Source organism: Streptomyces xylophagus, from assembly GCF_000716435.1.
Taxonomy (GTDB): Bacteria; Actinomycetota; Actinomycetes; order Streptomycetales; family Streptomycetaceae; genus Streptomyces; species Streptomyces xylophagus.
The window spans coordinates 157994-177361 of record NZ_JNWO01000010.1; the positions used below are offsets into that span (position 1 = coordinate 157994).

Genomic DNA, 19368 nt, shown 5'->3' on the forward strand with positions numbered 1-19368 from the left:
CTCTCCGGGGCTCAGACGCGGAACGGGAAGCCGTACAGGTGGATCGCGACGTTCTCCCGGCCCTGGGTGTCGCCCGCCTGCTCGGCGGCCCGCCCCCTGACCTGGTACTTCTTGATCAGGGTGTCCAACTCGTGCTGCAGTTCGGCGAGTTCGGGCGCCGTGAGTCGTGGGAGGTACTCGCTCTCGAAACCGGCCGAGCGCCACTCGTCGCTCCAGGACTCGGACTCGTCGAGGTGGCGCCGGTAGAGGTCGACGCGTTGCTCCAGCAGGGTCCGCGTGAGCACGCCCTGGGCGGCGAGCTTCTCCGGGGCGTCCTTCATGTCCTCGTGCCGCACGGTCAGACCCTCCGCGGCGGGCTGCCACCAGCGCTCCCGGCCGTCACCGCTCTGCTGCTCGGCCTCCTCGATCAGCCCGTGCTCGGCGAGCTTGCGCAGGTGGTAGCTGACCAGCGAGACAGCCTCGTCGACCTGGTCGGCGAGTTGCGAGGCGGTGGCGGTGCGGGCCACGTACAACGCCCGGTACAGCTTGAGGCGCAGCGGGTGCGCGAACGCCTTGAGCGTCCCCAGATCGGTGATGGCACGGGTCTCTTTCGAGGTCACGCACCCCACGCTAGATACGAAAGGAAAGTTGCGCAACATATTTTGCGCAACTTCCCTTTCGCATCTCCCCGCAAGTAAGCCCCGACCACCAGGCAGCCGGGGCTTACAACACCTCTCAGGGGATCACCGAACCGGGTGCCCCGCTTCCCTCAGCGCCTGCTTGACCTCACCGATCCGCAGATCGCCGAAGTGGAAGACGGAGGCGGCCAGCACCGCGTCCGCACCGGCGGCCACGGCCGGCGGGAAGTCCGCGAGCTTGCCCGCGCCGCCGGAGGCGATGACCGGTACGGTCACGTGTTTGCGGACCGCCGCGATCATCTCCAGGTCGTAGCCGTCCTTCGTGCCGTCCGCGTCCATCGAGTTGAGCAGGATCTCCCCCGCCCCCAACTCGGCGGCCCGGTGCGCCCATTCGACGGCGTCGATGCCGGTGCCCTTGCGGCCGCCGTGGGTGGTGACCTCGAAGGAACCGGACTCCGTACGACGCGCGTCCACCGACAGCACCAGCACCTGTCGCCCGAACCGCTCCGCGATCTCCCGGATCAGCTCGGGGCGCGCGATCGCCGCCGTGTTGACGCCGACCTTGTCCGCGCCCGCGCGCAGCAGCTTGTTCACGTCCTCGGCCGTGCGGACGCCGCCGCCGACGGTGAGCGGGATGAAGACCTGCTCGGCGGTGCGGCGGACCACGTCGTACGTCGTCTCGCGGTTGCCGGAGGACGCGGTGATGTCCAGGAAGGTCAACTCGTCGGCGCCCTCGGCGTCGTAGACCTTGGCCATCTCGACGGGGTCGCCCGCGTCGCGCAGGTTCTGGAAGTTGACGCCCTTGACGACCCGGCCGTTGTCCACGTCCAGGCAAGGGATCACGCGTACGGCGAGGGTCATGACGAGCCCTCCTCGCCACGCGCTTCCGTCCGGTACGCCTCCACCTCGACCTCGACGACCAGGCTCGGGTCGACGAAGCCGGACACGATGATCATGGATGCGGCGGGCCGGATCGCGTCGAACAGCTCCTTGTGTGCGCGGCCCACGTCGTCGACGTCCCGGGCGTGGGTGATGTACATACGGGTGCGCACCACATCGGCGGGGCCGAGGCCCAGTTGGTCCAGCGCGGAGAACGCGACGTTGAACGCGTTGACCGTCTGCTCGTAGGGACCGCCCCCGGCGATCTCGCCGTCCACTATCGACGTGCACCCGGAGACCAGCACCAGGCCGTTGGGCAGCTCCACCGCGCGGGAGTAGCCGAAGGCGTCCTCCCAGGGCGCGCCGGTCGACACGCGTCGTAGCTCGGTCACCGGGCCACCGCCTCCAAGGCCTCTTCCAGAGTGAACGCCTTCGCGTACAGGGCCTTCCCGACGATGGAGCCCTCGACACCGAGGGCTACCAGCTCGGAGATGGCCCGCAGGTCGTCCAGGGAGGAGACCCCGCCGGAGGCCACGACCGGGCGGTCGGTCGCCGCGCAGACGTTGCGCAGCAGCTCCAGGTTGGGGCCCTGGAGGGTGCCGTCCTTGGCGATGTCGGTGACCACGTACCGGGCGCAGCCCTCGGAGTTGAGGCGGTCCAGCGTCTCGTAGAGGTCGCCGCCGTCACGGGTCCAGCCGCGTCCGCGCAGGGTCGTGCCGCGTACGTCGAGGCCGACCGCGATCTTGTCGCCGTGCTCGGCGATGACCTTGGCGACCCACTCCGGGGTCTCCAGCGCGGCGGTGCCGAGATTCACCCGGGTGCAGCCGGTGGCGAGGGCGGCGGCGAGGGTGTCGTCGTCGCGGATGCCGCCGGACAGCTCGACCTTGATGTCCATGGCGCCGGCGACCTCGGCGATGAGCTTGCGGTTGTCGCCGGTGCCGAACGCGGCGTCCAGGTCGACGAGGTGCAGCCACTCGGCGCCGGAGCTCTGCCAGGCGAGGGCGGCCTCCAGGGGGGAGCCGTAGGAGGTCTCGGTCCCGGACTCGCCGTGCACCAGGCGGACGGCCTGGCCGTCGCGGACGTCCACGGCGGGGAGGAGTTCGAGCTTCGAAGGCATCAGAGGGTTCCGATCCAATTGTTCAACAACTGCGCTCCGGCGTCGCCGGACTTCTCGGGGTGGAACTGTGTGGCCCACAGGGCGCCGTTCTCCACGGCTGCCACGAAGGGCTTGCCGTGCGTCGACCAGGTCACCAGGGGGGCGCGCATCGCCGGGTTCACGACTTCGAGGGACCAGTCGTGGACGGCGTAGGAGTGCACGAAGTAGAAGCGCGCGTCCGCGTCGAGTCCCGCGAAGAGCTGGGAGCCCGCCGGGGTGTCCACGGTGTTCCAGCCCATGTGGGGCACGATCTCGGCCTGCAACGGCTCGACCGAGCCGGGCCACTCGTCCAGGCCCTCGGTCTCGACGCCGTGCTCGATGCCCCGCGCGAACAGGATCTGCATGCCCACGCAGATGCCCATCACCGGGCGCCCGCCGGCCAGCCGCCGGCCGACGATCCAGTCGCCGCGCGCTTCCTTCAGGCCCTGCATGCAGGCGGCGAAGGCGCCGACGCCCGGCACCAGCAGCCCGTCCGCGTTCATGGCCTTGTCGTAGTCACGCGTTATCTCGACCTGGGCGCCGGTGCGCGCGAGGGCACGCTCGGCGGAACGGACGTTCCCGAAGCCGTAGTCGAAGACGACCACCTTCTTCGACGCGTTCGTGGACGCACTCAATTCCACACCGCCAATCGCATGACCCCCGCGACCAGACACATCGCCGCGCCGATGGAGACCAGCACGATCAGGCTCGCCGGCATCTTCTGCTTGACGAAGGAGTAGACCCCGCCGAGGAGGAAGAGTCCGACGACGATCAGGAGGCTGGAGAGGCCGGTCACAGCGCGCCCTTCGTGGAGGGGAGGATGCCGGCCGCACGCGGGTCGCGCTCGGAGGCGTACCGCAGGGCGCGGGCGAGGGCCTTGAACTGGCACTCCACGATGTGGTGCGCGTTGCGCCCGTACGGCACGTGCACGTGCAGCGCGATCTGGGCCTGGGCGACGAAGGACTCCAGGATGTGCCGGGTCATCGTGGTGTCGTACTCGCCGATCATCGGCGCCATGTTCTCGGGCTCGGTGTGCACGAGGTACGGGCGGCCGGACAGGTCGACGGTCACCTGGGCGAGGGACTCGTCGAGCGGAACAGTGCAGTTCCCGAATCGATAAATCCCCACCTTGTCGCCGAGCGCCTGCTTGAAGGCGGCGCCGAGCGCGAGGGCGGTGTCCTCGATGGTGTGGTGCGAGTCGATGTGCAGGTCACCCTCGGTCTTCACGGTGAGGTCGAACAGACCGTGCCGGCCGAGCTGGTCCAGCATGTGGTCGTAGAAGCCGACCCCTGTCGACACGTCGACCTTGCCATGGCCGTCGAGATCGATCTCGACGAGGACCGACGTCTCCTTGGTCGTCCGCTCCACACGTCCTACGCGGTTCATGCGCTCTGCTCCTTCTTCAGTTCACGGACCGCGTCGAGGAACGCGTCGTTCTCTTCGGGGGTCCCGGCGGACACCCGCAGCCATCCCGGGATGCCGTTGTCGCGGATCAGGACGCCCCGGTCGAGGATCGCCTGCCAGGCGGTGTGGGAATCCGCGAACCGTCCGAACTGCACGAAGTTCGCGTCGGACTCGACGACTTCGTAGCCGATCGCCCGCAACTCGCCCACCAGCCGGTCCCGTTCGGACTTCAGCTGCTCCACGTACCCGAGCAGTGTGTCGGTGTGCTCCAGGGCGGCCAGCGCGGTCGCCTGGGTGACGGCCGACAAGTGGTAAGGCAGCCGTACGAGTTGGACGGCGTCCACGACCGCCGGGTGCGCGGCGAGGTAGCCGAGGCGGAGGCCCGCGGCGCCGAACGCCTTCGACATGGTCCGGGAGACGACGAGATTCGGCCGATCTTCGAGCAGCGGCAGCAGCGAGTCGCCGTGGCTGAACTCGATGTACGCCTCGTCGACGATCACCATCGACGGCTTGGCGGCCTGGGCCGCCTCGTACAGCGCGAGGACCGTCTCGGGCGGAACCGCGTTGCCCGTGGGGTTGTTGGGGGTCGTGATGAACACGACGTCGGGCTTGTTCTCGGCGATCCACCGCTCGGCGGCGGCGAGATCGATGGTGAAGTCCTCGTTGCGCGGCCCGGAGATCCAACCGGTCCCCGTGCCGCGCGCGATGAGCGCGTGCATCGAGTACGACGGCTCGAAGCCGATCGCCGTACGGCCGGGACCGCCGAAGGTCTGGAGCAGTTGCTGGATGACCTCGTTCGAGCCGTTGGCCGCCCACACGTTCTCGACGCCGACCCGGTAATTGCCGGTCTTCGTCAGGTAGTTGGCCAGCTCGGTGCGCAGCTCGACCGCGTCCCGGTCCGGGTAGCGGTTGAGGTCGCGGGCGGCCTCGCGGACGCGCTCGGCGATGCGCTCGACCAGGGCCTCGGGCAGCGGGTAGGGGTTCTCGTTGGTGTTCAGCCGTACGGGGACGTCCAACTGGGGCGCGCCGTATGGGGACTTGCCGCGCAGCTCGTCCCGTACGGGAAGATCGTCGATTCCGAAGCTCACTTGCCGGGCACCTTCCAACCGAACCTTGCCTTGACCGCCGCGCCGTGCGCGGGCAGGTCCTCCGCCTCCGCCAGCGTCACCACGTGATGCGCCACGTCGGCGAGGGCGTCGCGGGTGTAGTCGACGATGTGGATGCCCCGGAGGAACGACTGCACGGAAAGGCCGGAGGAGTGGCAGGCGCAACCGCCGGTCGGTAGCACGTGGTTGGAGCCGGCCGCGTAGTCGCCGAGGGAGACGGGCGCCCAGGGTCCGACGAAGATCGCGCCCGCGTTGCGCACCCGGTCGGCCACGGTGGCCGCGTCGACCGTCTGGATCTCCAGGTGCTCGGCGCCGTACGCGTCCACGACCCGCAGGCCCTCGTCGATGCCGTCGACGAGGACGATCGCGGACTGCCTGCCGTTCAGGGCCGGGACGATCCGGTCCTCGATGTGCTTGGTGGCCGCGACCTGGGGTTCCAGTTCCTTCTCGACGGCGTCCGCGAGCGTCACGGAGTCCGTGACCAGGACGGCCGCGGCGAGCGGGTCGTGCTCGGCCTGGCTGATCAGGTCGGCGGCGACGTGCACCGGGTCGGCGCTGTCGTCCGCGAGGACCGCGATCTCGGTCGGGCCGGCCTCGGTGTCGATGCCGATCTTCCCGGTGAAGTAGCGCTTGGCGGCGGCGACCCAGATGTTGCCGGGCCCGGTGACCATGTCGGCGGGGGCGCAGGACTCCGTGCCGTAGGCGAACATCGCGACGGCGGTCGCGCCACCGGCGGCGTACACCTCGTCGACGCCGAGCAGCGCGCACGCGGCGAGGATCGTCGGGTGCGGCAGGCCGTCGAACTCGGCCTGCGCGGGCGAGGCGAGCGCGATCGACGGGACGCCGGCCTCCTGGGCCGGGACGACGTTCATGATCACGGAGGACGGGTAGACCGACCGACCGCCGGGCGCGTAGAGCCCCACCCGGTCGACGGGCACCCACTTCTCGGTGACGGAACCGCCCGGCACGACCTGCGTGGTGTGGGTCGTACGGCGCTGCTCGCGGTGGACGAGCCGGGCGCGCCGGATGGACTCCTCCAGGGCCGCGCGCACGTCCGGGGGGAGCTGCTCCAGCGCGTCAGCGATCGCCTGCGCCGGGACCCGTACCGAAGTCAGCCGTACGCCGTCGAACTTCTCGGCGAAGTCGATCAGCGCCGCGTCGCCCCGATGATGCACGGCCTCGCAGATCGGACGCACCTTCTCGAGGGCGGCCGAGACGTCGAAGTCGGCTCGGGGCAGCAGGTCGCGCAGGGCGGGCCCATCGGGGAGGGCGTCGCCGCGCAGATCGATTCGGGAGATCACAGGAGCAATTCTCGCAGACGGTCATCGGGCGCTGCTCGCGCATATCAATGGCTGATACAGAACGTGGCCGGAACCCGGAAGATCCCCTTCACGTCTAGTGTTCCGGGGGTCACTCAGCGGGCATGAACAGCTGTGCGATACCCGTGAGTAGTTGAGAGGGATGAAAGAGCAGTGACCGAGGGTGCCGGCCTCCCCGGGGATGTGCCGGACGACGCGACCGCCGCCGAGCTGGGCATGTGGCAGGCCTTCCGCAACGGCAGTGTGTACGACCTGAGCAGCGGCGACACCGTCGTCGACGATCCGCACGGCGGGTATCCATGGGGCGACGCGCGGACCGTGCGGGCCCGCATCGTCTGCCGGCTCCTCCTGGACGGCCCGCCCCCGCTGTCGGGCCGGGTGGCCTCCCTGAAGCTCACGGGGCTGCGCATCACCGGCACCCTGGACCTCGCGGGCGGCACCGTAGCGCCGTACGTCGAGCTGAAGAACTGCCGGTTCGAGCACGAGATCCTGCTGCCGGAGGCCCGCTTCCAGACCGTACGGCTGGTGAACTGCTCGGTGCCGCGGCTGGAGGCGGCGCGGGTGCACACGGAGGGTGATCTGCATCTGCCGCGCTGCCGCTTCCACAACGGCCTGCGGCTCACCGACGCGCACATCGGCACCGATCTGCTGCTCAACCAGGCGATCGTCTACCGGGACCGCACGGGCCGTTCCATCGCCGCGGACGGGATGACCGTCGGGCAGGATCTCCAGGCCGAACTCCTCGAATCGCACGGGGAGTTGAGCCTGCGCAGCGCCAAGGTAGGCGTCTCGCTGAGCCTGCGCGGCGCCCGGCTGGCGAACCCGTACACCCGGCTCGCCCTGAACGCCCCGCAGCTGACCGTCGGCCGCACCCTGTACCTCACCCCGGCGGGCGTCGGCGGCCCCTGGCGCAGCGGCACGACACCCGCGCGCGGGACCCGCATCCAGCGCTTCGAGTGCCAGGGCGGGGTTCGCCTGGACGACGGACGGTTCGGGGACGCGGTGGACCTGGAGCGGGCCCGGTTCACCTTCACCGACGAGCAGGAACTGTCGCTGCTGCGGGTGCAGACACCCGAGCTGCGCTTCCTCGGGGAGAGACCGCAGCGCGGCAAGGTGGTGCTGTCGGGGGCGCGGGTCGTCAACCTGATCGACCGGGCGGACAGTTGGCCGGGTCCCGGCAACCTCCACATGGGCGGCTTCGGGTACGAGAACCTCGTACCGCAGGGCCCGTTCCCGCTGGACGCGCGCCTCGGCTGGGTGGCCGCCGCGACCCCCGAGTACAACCCGGAGCCGTACGAGCGGCTCGCGACCGTGCTGCGCAACGCCGGTGAGGACGTGGACGCGCGGGAGGTGCTGCTCGCCAAGCAGCGCCGGCGCCGGGAGAGTCTGCCGGTCGCGGCCAAGGTGTGGGGGTTCGTGCAGGACTGGACGGTCGCCTACGGGTACCGGCCGGGCCGGGCCGCCGTATGGATGGCGGTGCTGTGGGCGGCGAGTTCGCTGGCCTTCGCGCACGCCGACCACGCGCCGGTGAACAGCAACGGGCATCCGCCGTGGAGCCCCGCCCTGTTCGCCCTGGATCTGCTGCTGCCGGTGATCGACCTGGGGCAGGCGGGTCAGTGGCAGCTGCACGGCGGCTGGCAGTGGCTGTCCGTGGCGCTGATCATGCTGGGCTGGATCCTGGCGACGACGGTGGCGGCGGGGGCCACGAGGCTGCTCAGACGCGGCTGAGGGAGACCAGGTGCACAGCACTCGAACAGATGAGCAATAGTCACCTTTTACCCGCCCTTGACCGAGGCGCGTACAACTTTCAGCCGGGTGCTCAATCGGTCTGGCGCACTCCGGATCGACGGTCTTTCAATGGTCGACACCATGGCTCTGCTGCGCGCGTTCATCCGCACCGCCCGGATGGCAAGGAACACCTCGCGGCTCGCCGCCGGGCTGCCGGCCGACGACGAGGTTCTCCTCGACGCGCCCGACGACCGGCTCGGTCCCGCGCTGGTCGCGGCGGGGCGCGGCGAGTACGGGCCCGCGGCCGAGCTGCTGGCCACGACCCGCGCCGGCGCCGCGTGGGAGGACCGCGACCGCTACGCGCTCCGGCTCGCCGCGTTCGCCCGCAGCCGCCCCGAGTGGCTGGACAACTGGTGCGCCGCCGCCCCGGAGGACCCGGACGCGCTGCTGGTCGAGGTCCAGCTGGCGGTGGACCGTTGCTGGGAGTCGCCGGCCCGCGCCGAGCTGCTGCGCGACCTGGGCCCGCTGATCGCGGTGGCGGCGCAGGCCGAGCCGCGCGACCCGGTGCCCTGGCGCATCGCCCTCGATCACGCGCGGGGGACGAACGCCGGGCACGCCGAGTTCGAGCGGCTGTGGGGCGAGGCGGTCCGCCGCTCCCCGCACCACTACGGCTGCCATGTGGCGGCCCTCCAGTACCTGTCGGCGCCCTGCTGCGCCCAGTGGGGGAACACGCCCCACACCGCCCGCTGCTCGCACCGCGAGGGCTTCGACTTCGCCGAACCGGCCGCGCAGGACGCCCTGCCCGGCTCGCTCGTCCAGGCACTGCCCGTGCGGGCAGCCTTCGCCTGTCTGACCGACGGCTGCGGCCCCACGGTGCCCCGCGCCCGGCTGGACGCGGCGGCCGACCTCGCGATCGCCCTGTCGGCCACGTACGCGGCGGCCGACCCCTGGCCCGCCGAGGTCCGCAACCTCCTGACCTACGTCCTCGTCCGCCTCGAACGCTGGACGGACGCGCTCGACCAACTCCGTCTGATCGGCCCGTACGCCACGTCCTTCCCCTGGGACCGGCTCTCGGACGATCCCCTGGGCCAGTTCCTGGAAGTGCGCGACGGAGTACGGCTCGCGGTGGCCTCGGAGCTGCCGCTGGGCGGCCCGATTCCACCCGGTCTCGCGGCGATTCCACGACAACCGTGGGCCTTCGAGGACGCACCCGGGTATCCACGGAGTGAGCACGGCGGACGTGCCCGCTCCGGCGACCATTAGGCTTTTGCGCCGTGACCACCGTCCGGCTGCCCCTCTTCCCCCTGAACTCGGTTCTGTTCCCGGGGCTCGTGCTTCCTCTGAACATTTTCGAGGAGCGCTATCGCGCCATGATGCGCGATCTGCTCAAGACCCCTGAGGAGGAATCGCGCCGATTCGCCGTCGTGGCCATCCGCGACGGCCACGAGGTGGCGTCGACCGCCCCGGGCATGCCCGACCAGACGGCCGTGCCCGAACGCGGGCCTACGGCCGGCTTCGGCCCCGACCCGCTCAAGGCCTTCCACTCCGTGGGCTGCGTCGCCGACGCGGCGACCATCCGGGAGCGCGCCGACGGCACCTTCGAGGTGCTGGCGACGGGCACGACCCGGATGCGGCTGCTCTCCGTGGACGCCTCGGGCCCGTTCCTGACGGCCGAGCTGGAGGAACTGCCCGAGGAGAAGGGCGACGAGGCCGGCGCGCTCGCGGAGGGCGTGCTACGCGCGTTCCGCCAGTACCAGAAGCGCCTCGCCGGTGCCCGGGAGCGCACCCTGTCGACCGGCGAGGCCGAACTCCCCGACGAACCGGCGGTCGTCTCCTACCTGGTCGCCGCGGCAATGATGCTGGACACGGCAACAAAACAACGCCTTCTCCAAGCCCCCGACACGGCTTCCCGCCTCCGCGACGAACTGAAACTCCTTCGCTCCGAGACGGCCATCATCCGTAACCTGCCGTCCCTGCCCGCGTCGGAGCTGACCCGAGGCCCGACAAGCCTGAACTGAGGCCGGAGTTCTTTTGATGGCGAAGAAGCCGAAGCAACAGCAGAAGCACCCCCAGTCGGGCGGCACCCCCGCGACCGTGGCCCTGACGGCCGCGGGAGTGCCGTACGAGATCCATTCCTACGACCACGATCCCTCCCACCCGTCCTACGGCGAGGAGGCGGCCGAAGCGATGGGCGTCTCACCGGACCGCGTCTTCAAAACCCTGGTGGCGGACGTGGACGGCGCGTTGACAGTGGCGGTGGTCCCGGTAGCAGGCCAACTCGACCTGAAGGCCCTGGCCTCAGCGCTGGGCGGCAAACGCGCCACGATGGCCGACCCGACCCTCGCCGAACGCACCACGGGCTACGTCCGCGGCGGCATCTCCCCCCTCGGCCAACGCAAGAAGCTCCGCACGGTCCTCGACGACTCGGCCTCCGCCCACCCCACGATCTGCGTCTCGGCGGGCCGCCGAGGCCTGGAGGTGGAACTCTCCCCCAAGGATCTGACGACCCTCACGGAAGCGGTACTGGCCCCCATCGGACGTGCGTGACCCCTCGACGGCGCCTCCGTCCTCGGTTAAGCACAAGGGGCATGTCGAAGAAAACCAGGAAACGAAAGTGGCGCATCAAGAAACGCCGCTCGAACCATGGACACCGGCCGGCGTAGACGTAGTTCAGTCACTTCTCGGCGCCGGCCCGCATCACTCGGCCCGTCCGGCGTCCGAGGACGAGCCAGGCCGTCCCGAACCCCCACCCACCCGAGGGGGCGCCACTTCTCGACGCCGGTCGGCACCACTCAGCCCGTCCGGCGTCCGAGAACGAGGCCATCCATCCCGCCCCCCGCCCCCCGGAGGGGACGTCACTTCTCGACGCCGGCCCGTATCACTCAGCCCGTCCGGCGTTTGAGGACGAGGCCGTTCAGGCCGAAGGGGGTCTGGGGGCGCAGCCCCCGGGCGGGGCCGAAGGGGCGGCAGCCCCTGGGGATGGGACGGGTAGGGGCGGCGGGGGCGAAAAAATCTCCTCGCCGCACCCACCACACACCCCCACACACCGGAGCCCCTACGACAGCGGCGCCCCGTACCCGTCCTGAGGAACCGGCCCCTGCGGCACATACACCGGCTCCGGATCCCGAGGCCCGAACAGCGCCGTCAGCCCAAGATGCACAACCAGCGCGGCAACGGACCACACCATCAACGCCCCCTTCGCCCCCAACTTCAGCGGCGCCGAGAACGTAACCCCCTTACCCACGGACTTCGCGTGCGCGAGCACATCCTTCGTGGGCCCGAGCCACATCCCCAGCCGCCAGGCGAGCAACGAGGCGAGCAGCCCACCCACGGTCACCGCGACGACGAGCGGCACTCCCCCACGCCGCCGCAACAGGAACACGGCGACCGCGCTGAGCACCCCGAAAGCCACCGCGAGCAGAGTGAACGTTCCGTCCACCCCCACGGCCTGCTCACCCTCGGAGTCCTTGAGGTAGACGACCCAGCTCTTGTCGACCACGTCCCCGACCAGCGGCACATGCGGCGCCAGCCACCACCACAGCAGTCCGAGCAGCACCCCGGTGAGCGCGAGGCCGACCGTGACGACGACGGCCTCGATCGCTTCGGTCTTCCATCCGGGGCCGTCCGCCCCGTACGACGCGTCCTGCGGGGCGTACGGGGGATAACCGGCACCCGAGGTGCCCGGGTCACCCGGGGGCTGCCACGGATCGTGCGGGGACTGGTCACGCGGCGGCGGAGGCGGAGTCAGCGGTGCGGTCACGTTGACATCGTGCCAGGCCCGGCTGTGCGGCGCGTCACCGGACGGCAGCCCGACGGTAGGCCCAGGCGGCGACGGTCAGCGAAACGACGCCGACTCCGGCGCATACGGCGAGGTCACCGAGGACGAGCGCCCAGTCCGGATGCGCCCCGAACGTCTGCGCGAAGGCCTCCACGCCGTACGTCGAGGGCACCAGGTCCCGCAGGAACCGCACCGCGTCCGGCATCCGATCAGCCGGCAGCACACCCAACAACAAAGCCCCGGACATGCCCAACTGCCCGAGCAGCGTGGCGAGTTCAGGGCGAGGCGCAAGCAGCCCGAGAGCCGCGCCCAGCCCGGCGAGCGCGGCCCCGGCGAGCGGGACCACCGCCGCCAGGATCCAGATGTTCCCCATCGGCAGCCCGAACAGCACACACCCGAAGAGGGCGGTCAGCACGGTCCCCGGCACGGTGAAGGAGGCGTACGCGCCCGCGGCGCCCAGCACCACGGCCGCGGGCGGCACCGGCAGGGTGGCGTAGTGGTCGAGCCCGCCGCTGCCGCGCAGCTGCCCGAAGTACTGCGCGAGCAGGTTCAGCCCGACGTAGGCGACGACGAGCACGGACGAACCGGCGACGACGAACTGGGCGTCGTGGCTCCCGCCGTCGACGACCCCGCGCATCATGATCAGGATGCCGACCGACTGGAAGGTCGCCACGAACAGCAGCGGAATCCGCGCGACCCGCGCCCGGGACAGCTGTGCCCGGTACACGGCGGCCATGGAGGGCCACAGCCGCGCCTTCGGCCCCAGCTCGGCAGCGCCCGTCCCGGCGGCCTCCGGCACGGCCAGGGGACCACTCGGCAGAACATCGGCGGATACGACAGTCACGTCGCGCTGCTCCTCTCGACGTCGGCAGTCGCCCTGTCCCATACGGACACAACGGCGATCGCTCTGTCCCATACGGATACGGCGGCCCGTGTACTCATGCTTTCACCAGCCCCTGCGCGCTCCGCGCGTTCCCGCCCAGTGCCAGATACACGTCCTCCAGGCTGGGCGTGGCCAGGGTGAAGTCGTCCAGGGCGGCGAACGCGGCCCCGCCGGTCACCGTGGCGACGGCCACCCGGGCCTCCTCGGGGGCCAGCCGCAGTGTCCAGCGGCGCCCGGACTCCACAGCCCGGTCGCGCAGCGCGGCGACCTCGGGGACGTCCAGCGGCGGCTTCTCCCGCCACACCAGCTCGACCCGTACTTCTCCGGCGACCTGTTCCTTGAGCCCGGCGGGGGTGTCGCAGGCGATGACCTTGCCCTGGTCGAGGACGGCGACCCGGTCGAGGACGGTCTCGGCCTCGATGACGTTGTGGGTGACGAGCAGGACGGTGGTCCCGCGCTCGGCCCGGCGCCGGTCGACGGCGGACCACACGGCCCTACGCGCGACCGGGTCCATCCCGGTGGTCGGCTCGTCGAGCACCAGCAGCGGCCGCTCCCCGACCAGCGCGGCGGCGACACACGCCAGCCGCCGCTGCCCGCCGGACAGCTTCTTGAGCGGCCGGCCGGCGAGGGCCGTAAGACCCAGCTCGTCCAGTACGGCGTCCCGTTCGGCCCGTGCGTCGCGCAGGTCCAGGCCGCGCAGCCGGGCGGTGGTCTCGGCGGCGAGCGACACGGTGAGTTCGTCGAGCGCGGAGGACTCCTGGCCGAGGTAGGCGAGGATCCGCGCGGCCCGCTCCGGGTGGCGCACGATGTCGTGGCCGAGGATCTCGACGCTGCCGGCGTCGGGCCGCATCAGCCCGGTCAGCTGGCGTACGAGGGTGGACTTGCCGGCGCCGTTCGGCCCGAGCAGCCCGAAGATCTCGCCCTGGCGGATGTCGAGGGTCACGTCGTCGGTGGCCCGTACCTCGGGGGTGCCCGGCGCACCGCGCCGTCCGCGCACCGCCGGATAGGTCTTGCCGAGTCCGCGCACCGCACACACGACATCCCCACCGTGTCGAAGTGCCTGTCCCGCGCGCGTACTCACAAGGGACGAGGGTACGGGGTCGCGGAGCCCCGCCCGCCCTCGGGTTGGTCCATAACGACAAATACGCCGGTAAAGAGCGTCACTCTCCGGCAGGGGCGTGCTCGGCCGCCGTCCGGACGTCGATCTCGCGCCAGAACCCGGCCCGGATCGCGTACCGGTCGTGCTCGTCGATCTGGTCGTCCTTGTGGGCGAGGAGTCCGAAGCGGGCGGCGTAGCGCAGCAGTTCGCCGTCGATGCGGTGCGGGACGCGCGGATACATCCCGGACAGCTTCTGCAGGTGGCTGCCCTGGTCGCCGAGCCGGCCCATCCACCGGCGGGCGAAGACCTGCCCCACCTCGAAGGGGTCGCCGCCGACCGTGGTGATGTCCTCCTCGCGGTCGGCCCAGCGCTGCTCGGCGGTGGTCAGTTGCGCCAGCGTCGGCATCGAGGCGACCTCGGGCGACTCGGTGGCGCCGCCCGGCCGGTCGACCCAGCCCTTGTCGGAGGACCAGCGCAGGGTCGCGCTCGCGGGATGCGGCGCGGGCTGGGCGGCACCCGGGGCCTTCAGGCTCGCCAGGTCCTTCGGGGTGGGCACGCCCCTGACCGCGGGCACCCGCTCCTGTGTGCCGTTCTCCGAGCCGGCCTCGGCCGCCGCGTGCTCGCTCTCCTCGGCGCCCCGCTCGGGCGCCGCCGTCGGCGCGGACTCCGGCAGCGGCGCGGACAGGATCGCGGCGATCTCCGGCCGCGGCACGGGCGGCGGCGCACACACCCCGCCGAGGTCCTTCGCCCGTACGGCCTTGGTGATCCACGTCCGGTCGAGCACCCGCCGCTCATCGGCCTCGGCGACCAGGTCCTCGGACTGGTTGTAGTCCCCGTCCGCGGCCTGTACGGCCCACAGGTGTACGGCGACGCCGTGCTCCTTGGCGGCCATCATGCCGGGCAGCAGGTCCCCGTCGCCGGTGACGAGCACGACGTCGGAGCAGGCGCGGTTGCGGGCCAGCTCGGTCAGCTCGGCGTGCATGGCGGCGTCGACGCCCTTCTGCGCCCAGCGGCCGTCGCTGCGGGTCAGGGCGCCGAGGCGGACGGTCACGCGGGGCATCACGCGCAGCCTGCGGTGCTCGGGCTGCGGGACGCGGTCGGGGGCGCCGTCGAACCAGTAGATGCGGAGCAGGGGCCGCTCCGTGTCGGACTCGGCGCGCTCGCGCAGTCCCTGGATGAGGGCGGCGTGATCGACGGTGATCCGGGAACGCGAGGGCTCTCCGGCGAGGAGACTGGCCGCCGCCCCCAGCAGATACCCGGCGTCCACCAGGACGATGCAGCGGTCCACGCGACTCACCCTCTTCCCGGTCGGTTCACTTCGGGCTTGCTTCGAGTCTGCCCGACCGCACAGGGGTTAACGGCCCGAACTCGATCTTCGGCGTGGCGTTTCGGGGCTTCTCTCTCGCATCAACCATGTCACACACGGTAATTATCCGAAATGCGTTCTTCGTCAGCCTATGTGAATCTGGTCGCGGCCCTGGCCCCTAGATCCCCCTCAGGAGGCAGATCACCATGGCCAAGAACAAGCACCGTGACCGTAAGCAGCCGCAGTCCGAGCGCGCCGAGGAGCAGGCCAAGTCGTCCTCGATGCAGGACCAGGCCGAACAGCGCATATCCCAGGCGACTCCGAGCGACATGGCCCGCAAGGGCCGGGAGAAGCGCTTCGGCCACAACTGAGGCCCGCTCTAAGGCGTGTTGAACACCGAGGGGCGCATCCGTCGACGGATGCGCCCCTCGGTCACGTCTGTTGCCTGTCGCCTGTCGCTCAGCCGGCCAGGCAGGCCGGGCCGAGCAGCACCTTCAAGTCGCCGAACAGGGCCGGGTCGGGCTTCACCCGGTGCTTGTCCAGGCGCAGGATCGTGGTCTTGGTCGGGCCCTGGAGCTTGATGCGGACCTCGCTGTCGCCCCGGTGGTGACTGAGGATCTCACCGAGCCTGCTCACCATCGGCGGGGTGACCCTGGTCGCCGGGATGGTGAGGATCACGGGCGCGTTGGTGCCCGCGTTCGACACGTCCGGGACCTGCATCTCCATCGCGACAAGGCGGGGCACGTCTTCCCTCTTGTCCAGGCGACCCTTGACGAACACGATGGTGTCCTCGACGAGTTGGGTCGAGATGAGCTGGTAGGTCGCCGGGAAGAACATGCACTCGATGGAGCCCGCGAGGTCCTCGACGGTGGCGATCGCCCAGGCGTTGCCCTGCTTGGTCATCTTGCGCTGGAGGCCCGAGATGATGCCGCCGATGGTGACGACCGCGCCGTCCGCGTGCTCACCTCCGGTGAGCTGGGCGATGCCCGCGTCGGCCTTGTCGGACAGCACGTGCTCCAGGCCGAAGAGCGGGTGGTCGGAGACATACAGGCCGAGCATCTCCCGCTCCTGGGCGAGGAGATAGGTCTTCTCCCACTCGTCGGTGGTGAACTCCACGTCGAGTCCGAAGCCCGGCTCGCTGGTGTCCTCCTCGCCCATGCCCCCGAAGAGGTCGAACTGCCCCTCGGCCTCCTTGCGCTTGACCGCCACCACGTTGTCGATCATCGGCTCGAAGTGCGCGGTGAGGCCCTTGCGGGTGTGCCCCAGGGTGTCGAACGCCCCTGCCTTGATGAGGGATTCGGTGGTGCGCTTGTTGCAGGCCGCGGCCTCGACCTTGTCCAGGTAGTCGGGGAAGGAGCCGTACTTCCCCTTCGCCTTGCGGGACCTGATGATCGAGTCGACCACGTTCGTGCCGACGTTGCGCACGGCCTCCAGGCCGAAGAGGATCACGTCGTCGCCCTGGGCGGCGAAGTTGTGCACCGACTCGTTGACGTTCGGCGGGAGCACCTTGATCTTCATGCGCCGGCACTCGTTCAGGTAGATCGCGGACTTGTCCTTGTCGTCCTTGACCGAGGTGAGCAGCGCCGCCATGTACTCGGCCGGGTAGTTGGCCTTGAGGTAGGCGGTCCAGTACGAGACCAGGCCGTACGCGGCGGAGTGCGCCTTGTTGAACGCGTAGCCGGCGAAGGGGACCAGGACGTCCCACAGGCCCTGGATCGCCTCGTCGCTGTAGCCGTTCTTCCGGGCGCCCGCCTGGTAGATGGTGAAGTTCTTCGCCAGTTCCTCGGGCTTCTTCTTGCCCATCACGCGGCGCAGGATGTCGGCCTCGCCGAGCGAGTATCCGGCGACGATCTGCGCGGCCTTCTGCACCTGCTCCTGGTAGACGATCAGGCCGTAGGTGACCGCGAGGACCTCTTCGAGGGGCTCCTCCAGCTCCTTGTGGATCGGGGTGATCTCCTGGCGCTTGTTCTTGCGCTCGGCGTAGTTGATGTGCGAGTTCATGCCCATCGGGCCGGGGCGGTACAGGGCCGAGACGGCGGAGATGTCCTCGAAGTTGTCGGGCTGCATCTGGCGCAGCAGCGAACGCATCGGGCCGCCGTCGAACTGGAACACGCCCAACGTGTCGCCGCGGCACAGCAGTTCGTACGTCTTGGGGTCGTCCAGCGGGAGGGCGAGCATCTCCAGGTCGATGCCCTTGTTGGACTTCACCATCTTCACGGCGTCGTCCATGATCGTGAGGTTGCGCAGCCCCAGGAAGTCCATCTTGATCAGGCCGAGCGACTCGCACTGCGGGTAGTCCCACTGTGTGATGGTCACGCCGTCCGTGTGCCGCACCCAGATCGGGGCGTGGTCGACGATGGGCTCGCTGGACATGATGACGCCGGCGGCGTGCACGCCCATCTGCCGGACCAGGCCCTCGACGCCCTTGGCGGTGTCGATGACCTTCTTGACGTCCGGCTCGTTCTCGTACATCCCGCGGATCTCGCCCGCCTCGCCGTAGCGCGGGTGCTTGGGGTCGGTGATGCCGGAGAGGTCGATGCCCTTGCCGAGGACGTCGGCGGGCATCGCCTTGGTGAGGCGGTCGCCCATCGCGTACGGATAGCCCAGCACGCGCGCGGAGTCCTTGATGGCGTTCTTGGCCTTGATCTTGCCGTAGGTGCCGATCATGGCGACCTTGTCGGCGCCGTACTTCTCCGTCACGTACCTGATCACCTCGACGCGCCGACGCTCGTCGAAGTCGATGTCGACGTCGGGCATGGAGACGCGCTCGGGGTTGAGGAACCGCTCGAAGATCAGGCCGTGCGGGATCGGGTCGAGGTCGGTGATGCCCATGGCGTACGCGACGATCGAACCGGCCGCGGAACCACGGCCCGGGCCCACCGCGATGCCGTTGTTCTTCGCCCACATGATGAAGTCGGCGACGACAAGGAAGTAGCCCGGGAAGCCCATCTGGATGATGACGTCCAGCTCGTACTCGACCTGCTTCTGCCGGTCGTCGGGGACGCCGCCCGGGAAGCGGCGCTCCATGCCGAGGCGCACCTCCTCCTTGAACCAGGTGACCTCGGTGTACCCCTCGGGGATGTCGAACTTCGGCATGAGGTTCTTCGCCTCGAACATGCCGGTGGTGTCGATCTGTTCGGCGACCAGGAGGGTGTTGCGGCAGCCCTCCTGCCAGGCGTCCGAGGAGTCCACGGCGTACATCTCGTCGGTGGACTTCAGGTAGTAGCCGGTGCCGTCGAACCGGAAGCGGTCCGGGTCGGAGAGGTTCTTGCCGGTCTGGATGCACAGCAGGGCGTCGTGGGCGGTCGCCTCGTGCGCGTACGTGTAGTGCGAGTCGTTCGTCACCAGGGGCGGGATGCCGAGCTTGCGGCCGATGTCGAGAAGGCCGTCACGGACTCGGCGCTCGATCTCGATGCCGTGGTCCATCAGCTCCAGGAAGTAGCGGTCCTTGCCGAAGATGTCCTGGTACTCGGCCGCCGCCTTCAGGGCCTCTTCCTCCTGGCCCAGGCGCAGCCGGGTCTGCAGCTCGCCCGAGGGGCAGCCGGTGGAGGCGATGAGCCCCTCGGACCACTGGGAGATGGTCTCCTTGTCCATGCGCGGCCACTTCTGCAGCCAGCCCTCGGCGTACGCGTCCGAGGACAGCTTGAAGAGGTTGTGCAGGCCCGTCTTGTTCGCCGCCCAGATCGTCTTGTGGGTGTAACCGCCGGAACCGGACACGTCGTCGCGCTTCTGGTGCGGCTGGCCCCACTGGATCTTGCGCTTGTTGCGCCGCGACTCGGGGGCGACGTACGCCTCGATGCCGATGATCGGCGTGACCCCGGCCTTCGTCGCCGTATGGAAGAAGTCGTAGGTACCGTGGAGGTTGCCGTGGTCGGACATCGCGATATGGGTCATGCCCATCTCGTTGCACGCGTTGAACATGTCCTTGAGCCGCGCGGCACCGTCCAGAAGCGAGTACTGGGTGTGGACGTGCAGGTGCGTGAACGGCGGCTTTGACACGGCGTGGCCTCCAGGGATGGCAGGGGAAACGATCGACGAAGAGCAGCGGACGGTCTGGGGGGACGAGACCGAATCCTATGCCTCACCACTGACACAGGGCGGGCACTCCCACGTA

The 19368-nt window shown here is 70.0% G+C and carries 19 protein-coding genes; 5 read left to right on the forward strand and 14 right to left on the reverse strand.

Annotated elements, in window-relative coordinates; translation table 11 throughout:
• Window positions 1-11: 11 nt before the first annotated feature.
• The 9 genes from OO70_RS24220 to hisD all read right to left on the reverse strand — a co-directional run bounded on the left by OO70_RS24220 (window position 12) and on the right by hisD (window position 6442).
• Window positions 12-599, reverse strand: a complete 588-nt coding sequence (locus tag OO70_RS24220) for an ArsR/SmtB family transcription factor (RefSeq protein WP_043675291.1) — start codon at window positions 597-599, stop codon at window positions 12-14.
• Between the two features lie 123 nt (window positions 600-722).
• Window positions 723-1478, reverse strand: coding sequence for an imidazole glycerol phosphate synthase subunit HisF (gene hisF, locus OO70_RS24225; protein WP_043675294.1), 756 nt, complete (start codon window positions 1476-1478; stop codon window positions 723-725).
• Entirely contained in the window at window positions 1475-1888 is a 414-nt protein-coding gene (locus OO70_RS24230) for a RidA family protein (protein ID WP_043675296.1), read from the reverse strand. The genes hisF and OO70_RS24230 overlap by 4 nt, the downstream gene beginning before the upstream one ends.
• Window positions 1885-2613, reverse strand: a complete 729-nt coding sequence (gene priA, locus OO70_RS24235; protein ID WP_043675299.1) for a bifunctional 1-(5-phosphoribosyl)-5-((5-phosphoribosylamino)methylideneamino)imidazole-4-carboxamide isomerase/phosphoribosylanthranilate isomerase PriA — start codon at window positions 2611-2613, stop codon at window positions 1885-1887. Before priA ends, OO70_RS24230 begins: the two co-directional genes overlap by 4 nt.
• A complete protein-coding gene (gene hisH / locus OO70_RS24240) occupies window positions 2613-3272 on the reverse strand; it encodes an imidazole glycerol phosphate synthase subunit HisH (RefSeq protein WP_043675302.1) in 660 nt (219 codons plus the stop codon). Before hisH ends, priA begins: the two co-directional genes overlap by 1 nt.
• Complete coding sequence (locus tag OO70_RS55420; RefSeq protein WP_043675305.1) at window positions 3263-3427, reverse strand: hypothetical protein; 165 nt, start codon at window positions 3425-3427, stop codon at window positions 3263-3265. Before OO70_RS55420 ends, hisH begins: the two co-directional genes overlap by 10 nt.
• Window positions 3424-4017: an imidazoleglycerol-phosphate dehydratase HisB gene (hisB, locus tag OO70_RS24250; RefSeq protein WP_043675308.1), complete on the reverse strand. Its 594-nt coding sequence runs from the start codon at window positions 4015-4017 to the stop codon at window positions 3424-3426. Before hisB ends, OO70_RS55420 begins: the two co-directional genes overlap by 4 nt.
• The gene (locus OO70_RS24255) at window positions 4014-5123 is read right to left on the reverse strand and encodes a histidinol-phosphate transaminase (protein ID WP_043675311.1); all 1110 of its coding nucleotides are present in this window, start codon (window positions 5121-5123) and stop codon (window positions 4014-4016) included. The genes hisB and OO70_RS24255 overlap by 4 nt, the downstream gene beginning before the upstream one ends.
• The gene (hisD, locus tag OO70_RS24260) at window positions 5120-6442 is read right to left on the reverse strand and encodes a histidinol dehydrogenase (protein WP_043675314.1); all 1323 of its coding nucleotides are present in this window, start codon (window positions 6440-6442) and stop codon (window positions 5120-5122) included. Before hisD ends, OO70_RS24255 begins: the two co-directional genes overlap by 4 nt.
• A 171-nt stretch (window positions 6443-6613) precedes the next feature.
• Between hisD and OO70_RS24265 the strand changes: the two genes are divergently transcribed.
• The 4 genes from OO70_RS24265 (at window position 6614) to ybaK (ending at window position 10735) form a co-directional block, all read left to right on the forward strand.
• The gene (locus OO70_RS24265) at window positions 6614-8188 is read left to right on the forward strand and encodes a hypothetical protein (RefSeq protein WP_043675317.1); all 1575 of its coding nucleotides are present in this window, start codon (window positions 6614-6616) and stop codon (window positions 8186-8188) included.
• A gap of 129 nt (window positions 8189-8317) precedes the next feature.
• Window positions 8318-9451: a hypothetical protein gene (locus OO70_RS24270; RefSeq protein WP_051741548.1), complete on the forward strand. Its 1134-nt coding sequence runs from the start codon at window positions 8318-8320 to the stop codon at window positions 9449-9451.
• Window positions 9452-9462: 11 nt separating this feature from the next.
• The gene (locus OO70_RS24275) at window positions 9463-10206 is read left to right on the forward strand and encodes an LON peptidase substrate-binding domain-containing protein (protein WP_043675322.1); all 744 of its coding nucleotides are present in this window, start codon (window positions 9463-9465) and stop codon (window positions 10204-10206) included.
• Between the two features lie 16 nt (window positions 10207-10222).
• Window positions 10223-10735, forward strand: coding sequence for a Cys-tRNA(Pro) deacylase (gene ybaK, locus OO70_RS24280; RefSeq protein ID WP_043675325.1), 513 nt, complete (start codon window positions 10223-10225; stop codon window positions 10733-10735).
• A gap of 508 nt (window positions 10736-11243) precedes the next feature.
• On the opposite strand, the gene OO70_RS24285 is transcribed toward ybaK, so the two are convergent.
• From OO70_RS24285 to OO70_RS24300, 4 genes are all read right to left on the reverse strand, one after another.
• A complete protein-coding gene (locus OO70_RS24285; RefSeq protein WP_043675328.1) occupies window positions 11244-11948 on the reverse strand; it encodes a DUF2567 domain-containing protein in 705 nt (234 codons plus the stop codon).
• A 34-nt stretch (window positions 11949-11982) separates the two neighbouring features.
• Window positions 11983-12810 carry an ABC transporter permease gene (locus tag OO70_RS24290; RefSeq protein WP_043675331.1) on the reverse strand — a complete coding sequence of 276 codons (828 nt, stop codon included), beginning with the start codon at window positions 12808-12810 and terminating at the stop codon, window positions 11983-11985.
• 94 nt (window positions 12811-12904) lie between these two features.
• Window positions 12905-13885: an ABC transporter ATP-binding protein gene (locus OO70_RS24295; RefSeq protein ID WP_043675334.1), complete on the reverse strand. Its 981-nt coding sequence runs from the start codon at window positions 13883-13885 to the stop codon at window positions 12905-12907.
• A 124-nt stretch (window positions 13886-14009) separates the two neighbouring features.
• Window positions 14010-15236, reverse strand: a complete 1227-nt coding sequence (locus OO70_RS24300) for an NYN domain-containing protein (protein WP_043675337.1) — start codon at window positions 15234-15236, stop codon at window positions 14010-14012.
• Between the two features lie 224 nt (window positions 15237-15460).
• On the opposite strand from OO70_RS24300, the gene OO70_RS55425 reads away from it, so the two are divergent.
• The gene (locus tag OO70_RS55425; protein WP_199827393.1) at window positions 15461-15625 is read left to right on the forward strand and encodes a hypothetical protein; all 165 of its coding nucleotides are present in this window, start codon (window positions 15461-15463) and stop codon (window positions 15623-15625) included.
• Window positions 15626-15713: 88 nt separating this feature from the next.
• Here the strand turns inward: OO70_RS55425 and dnaE are convergent, their stop codons facing one another.
• Window positions 15714-19253: a DNA polymerase III subunit alpha gene (dnaE, locus tag OO70_RS24305; protein ID WP_043675340.1), complete on the reverse strand. Its 3540-nt coding sequence runs from the start codon at window positions 19251-19253 to the stop codon at window positions 15714-15716.
• Window positions 19254-19368: the final 115 nt, after the last annotated feature.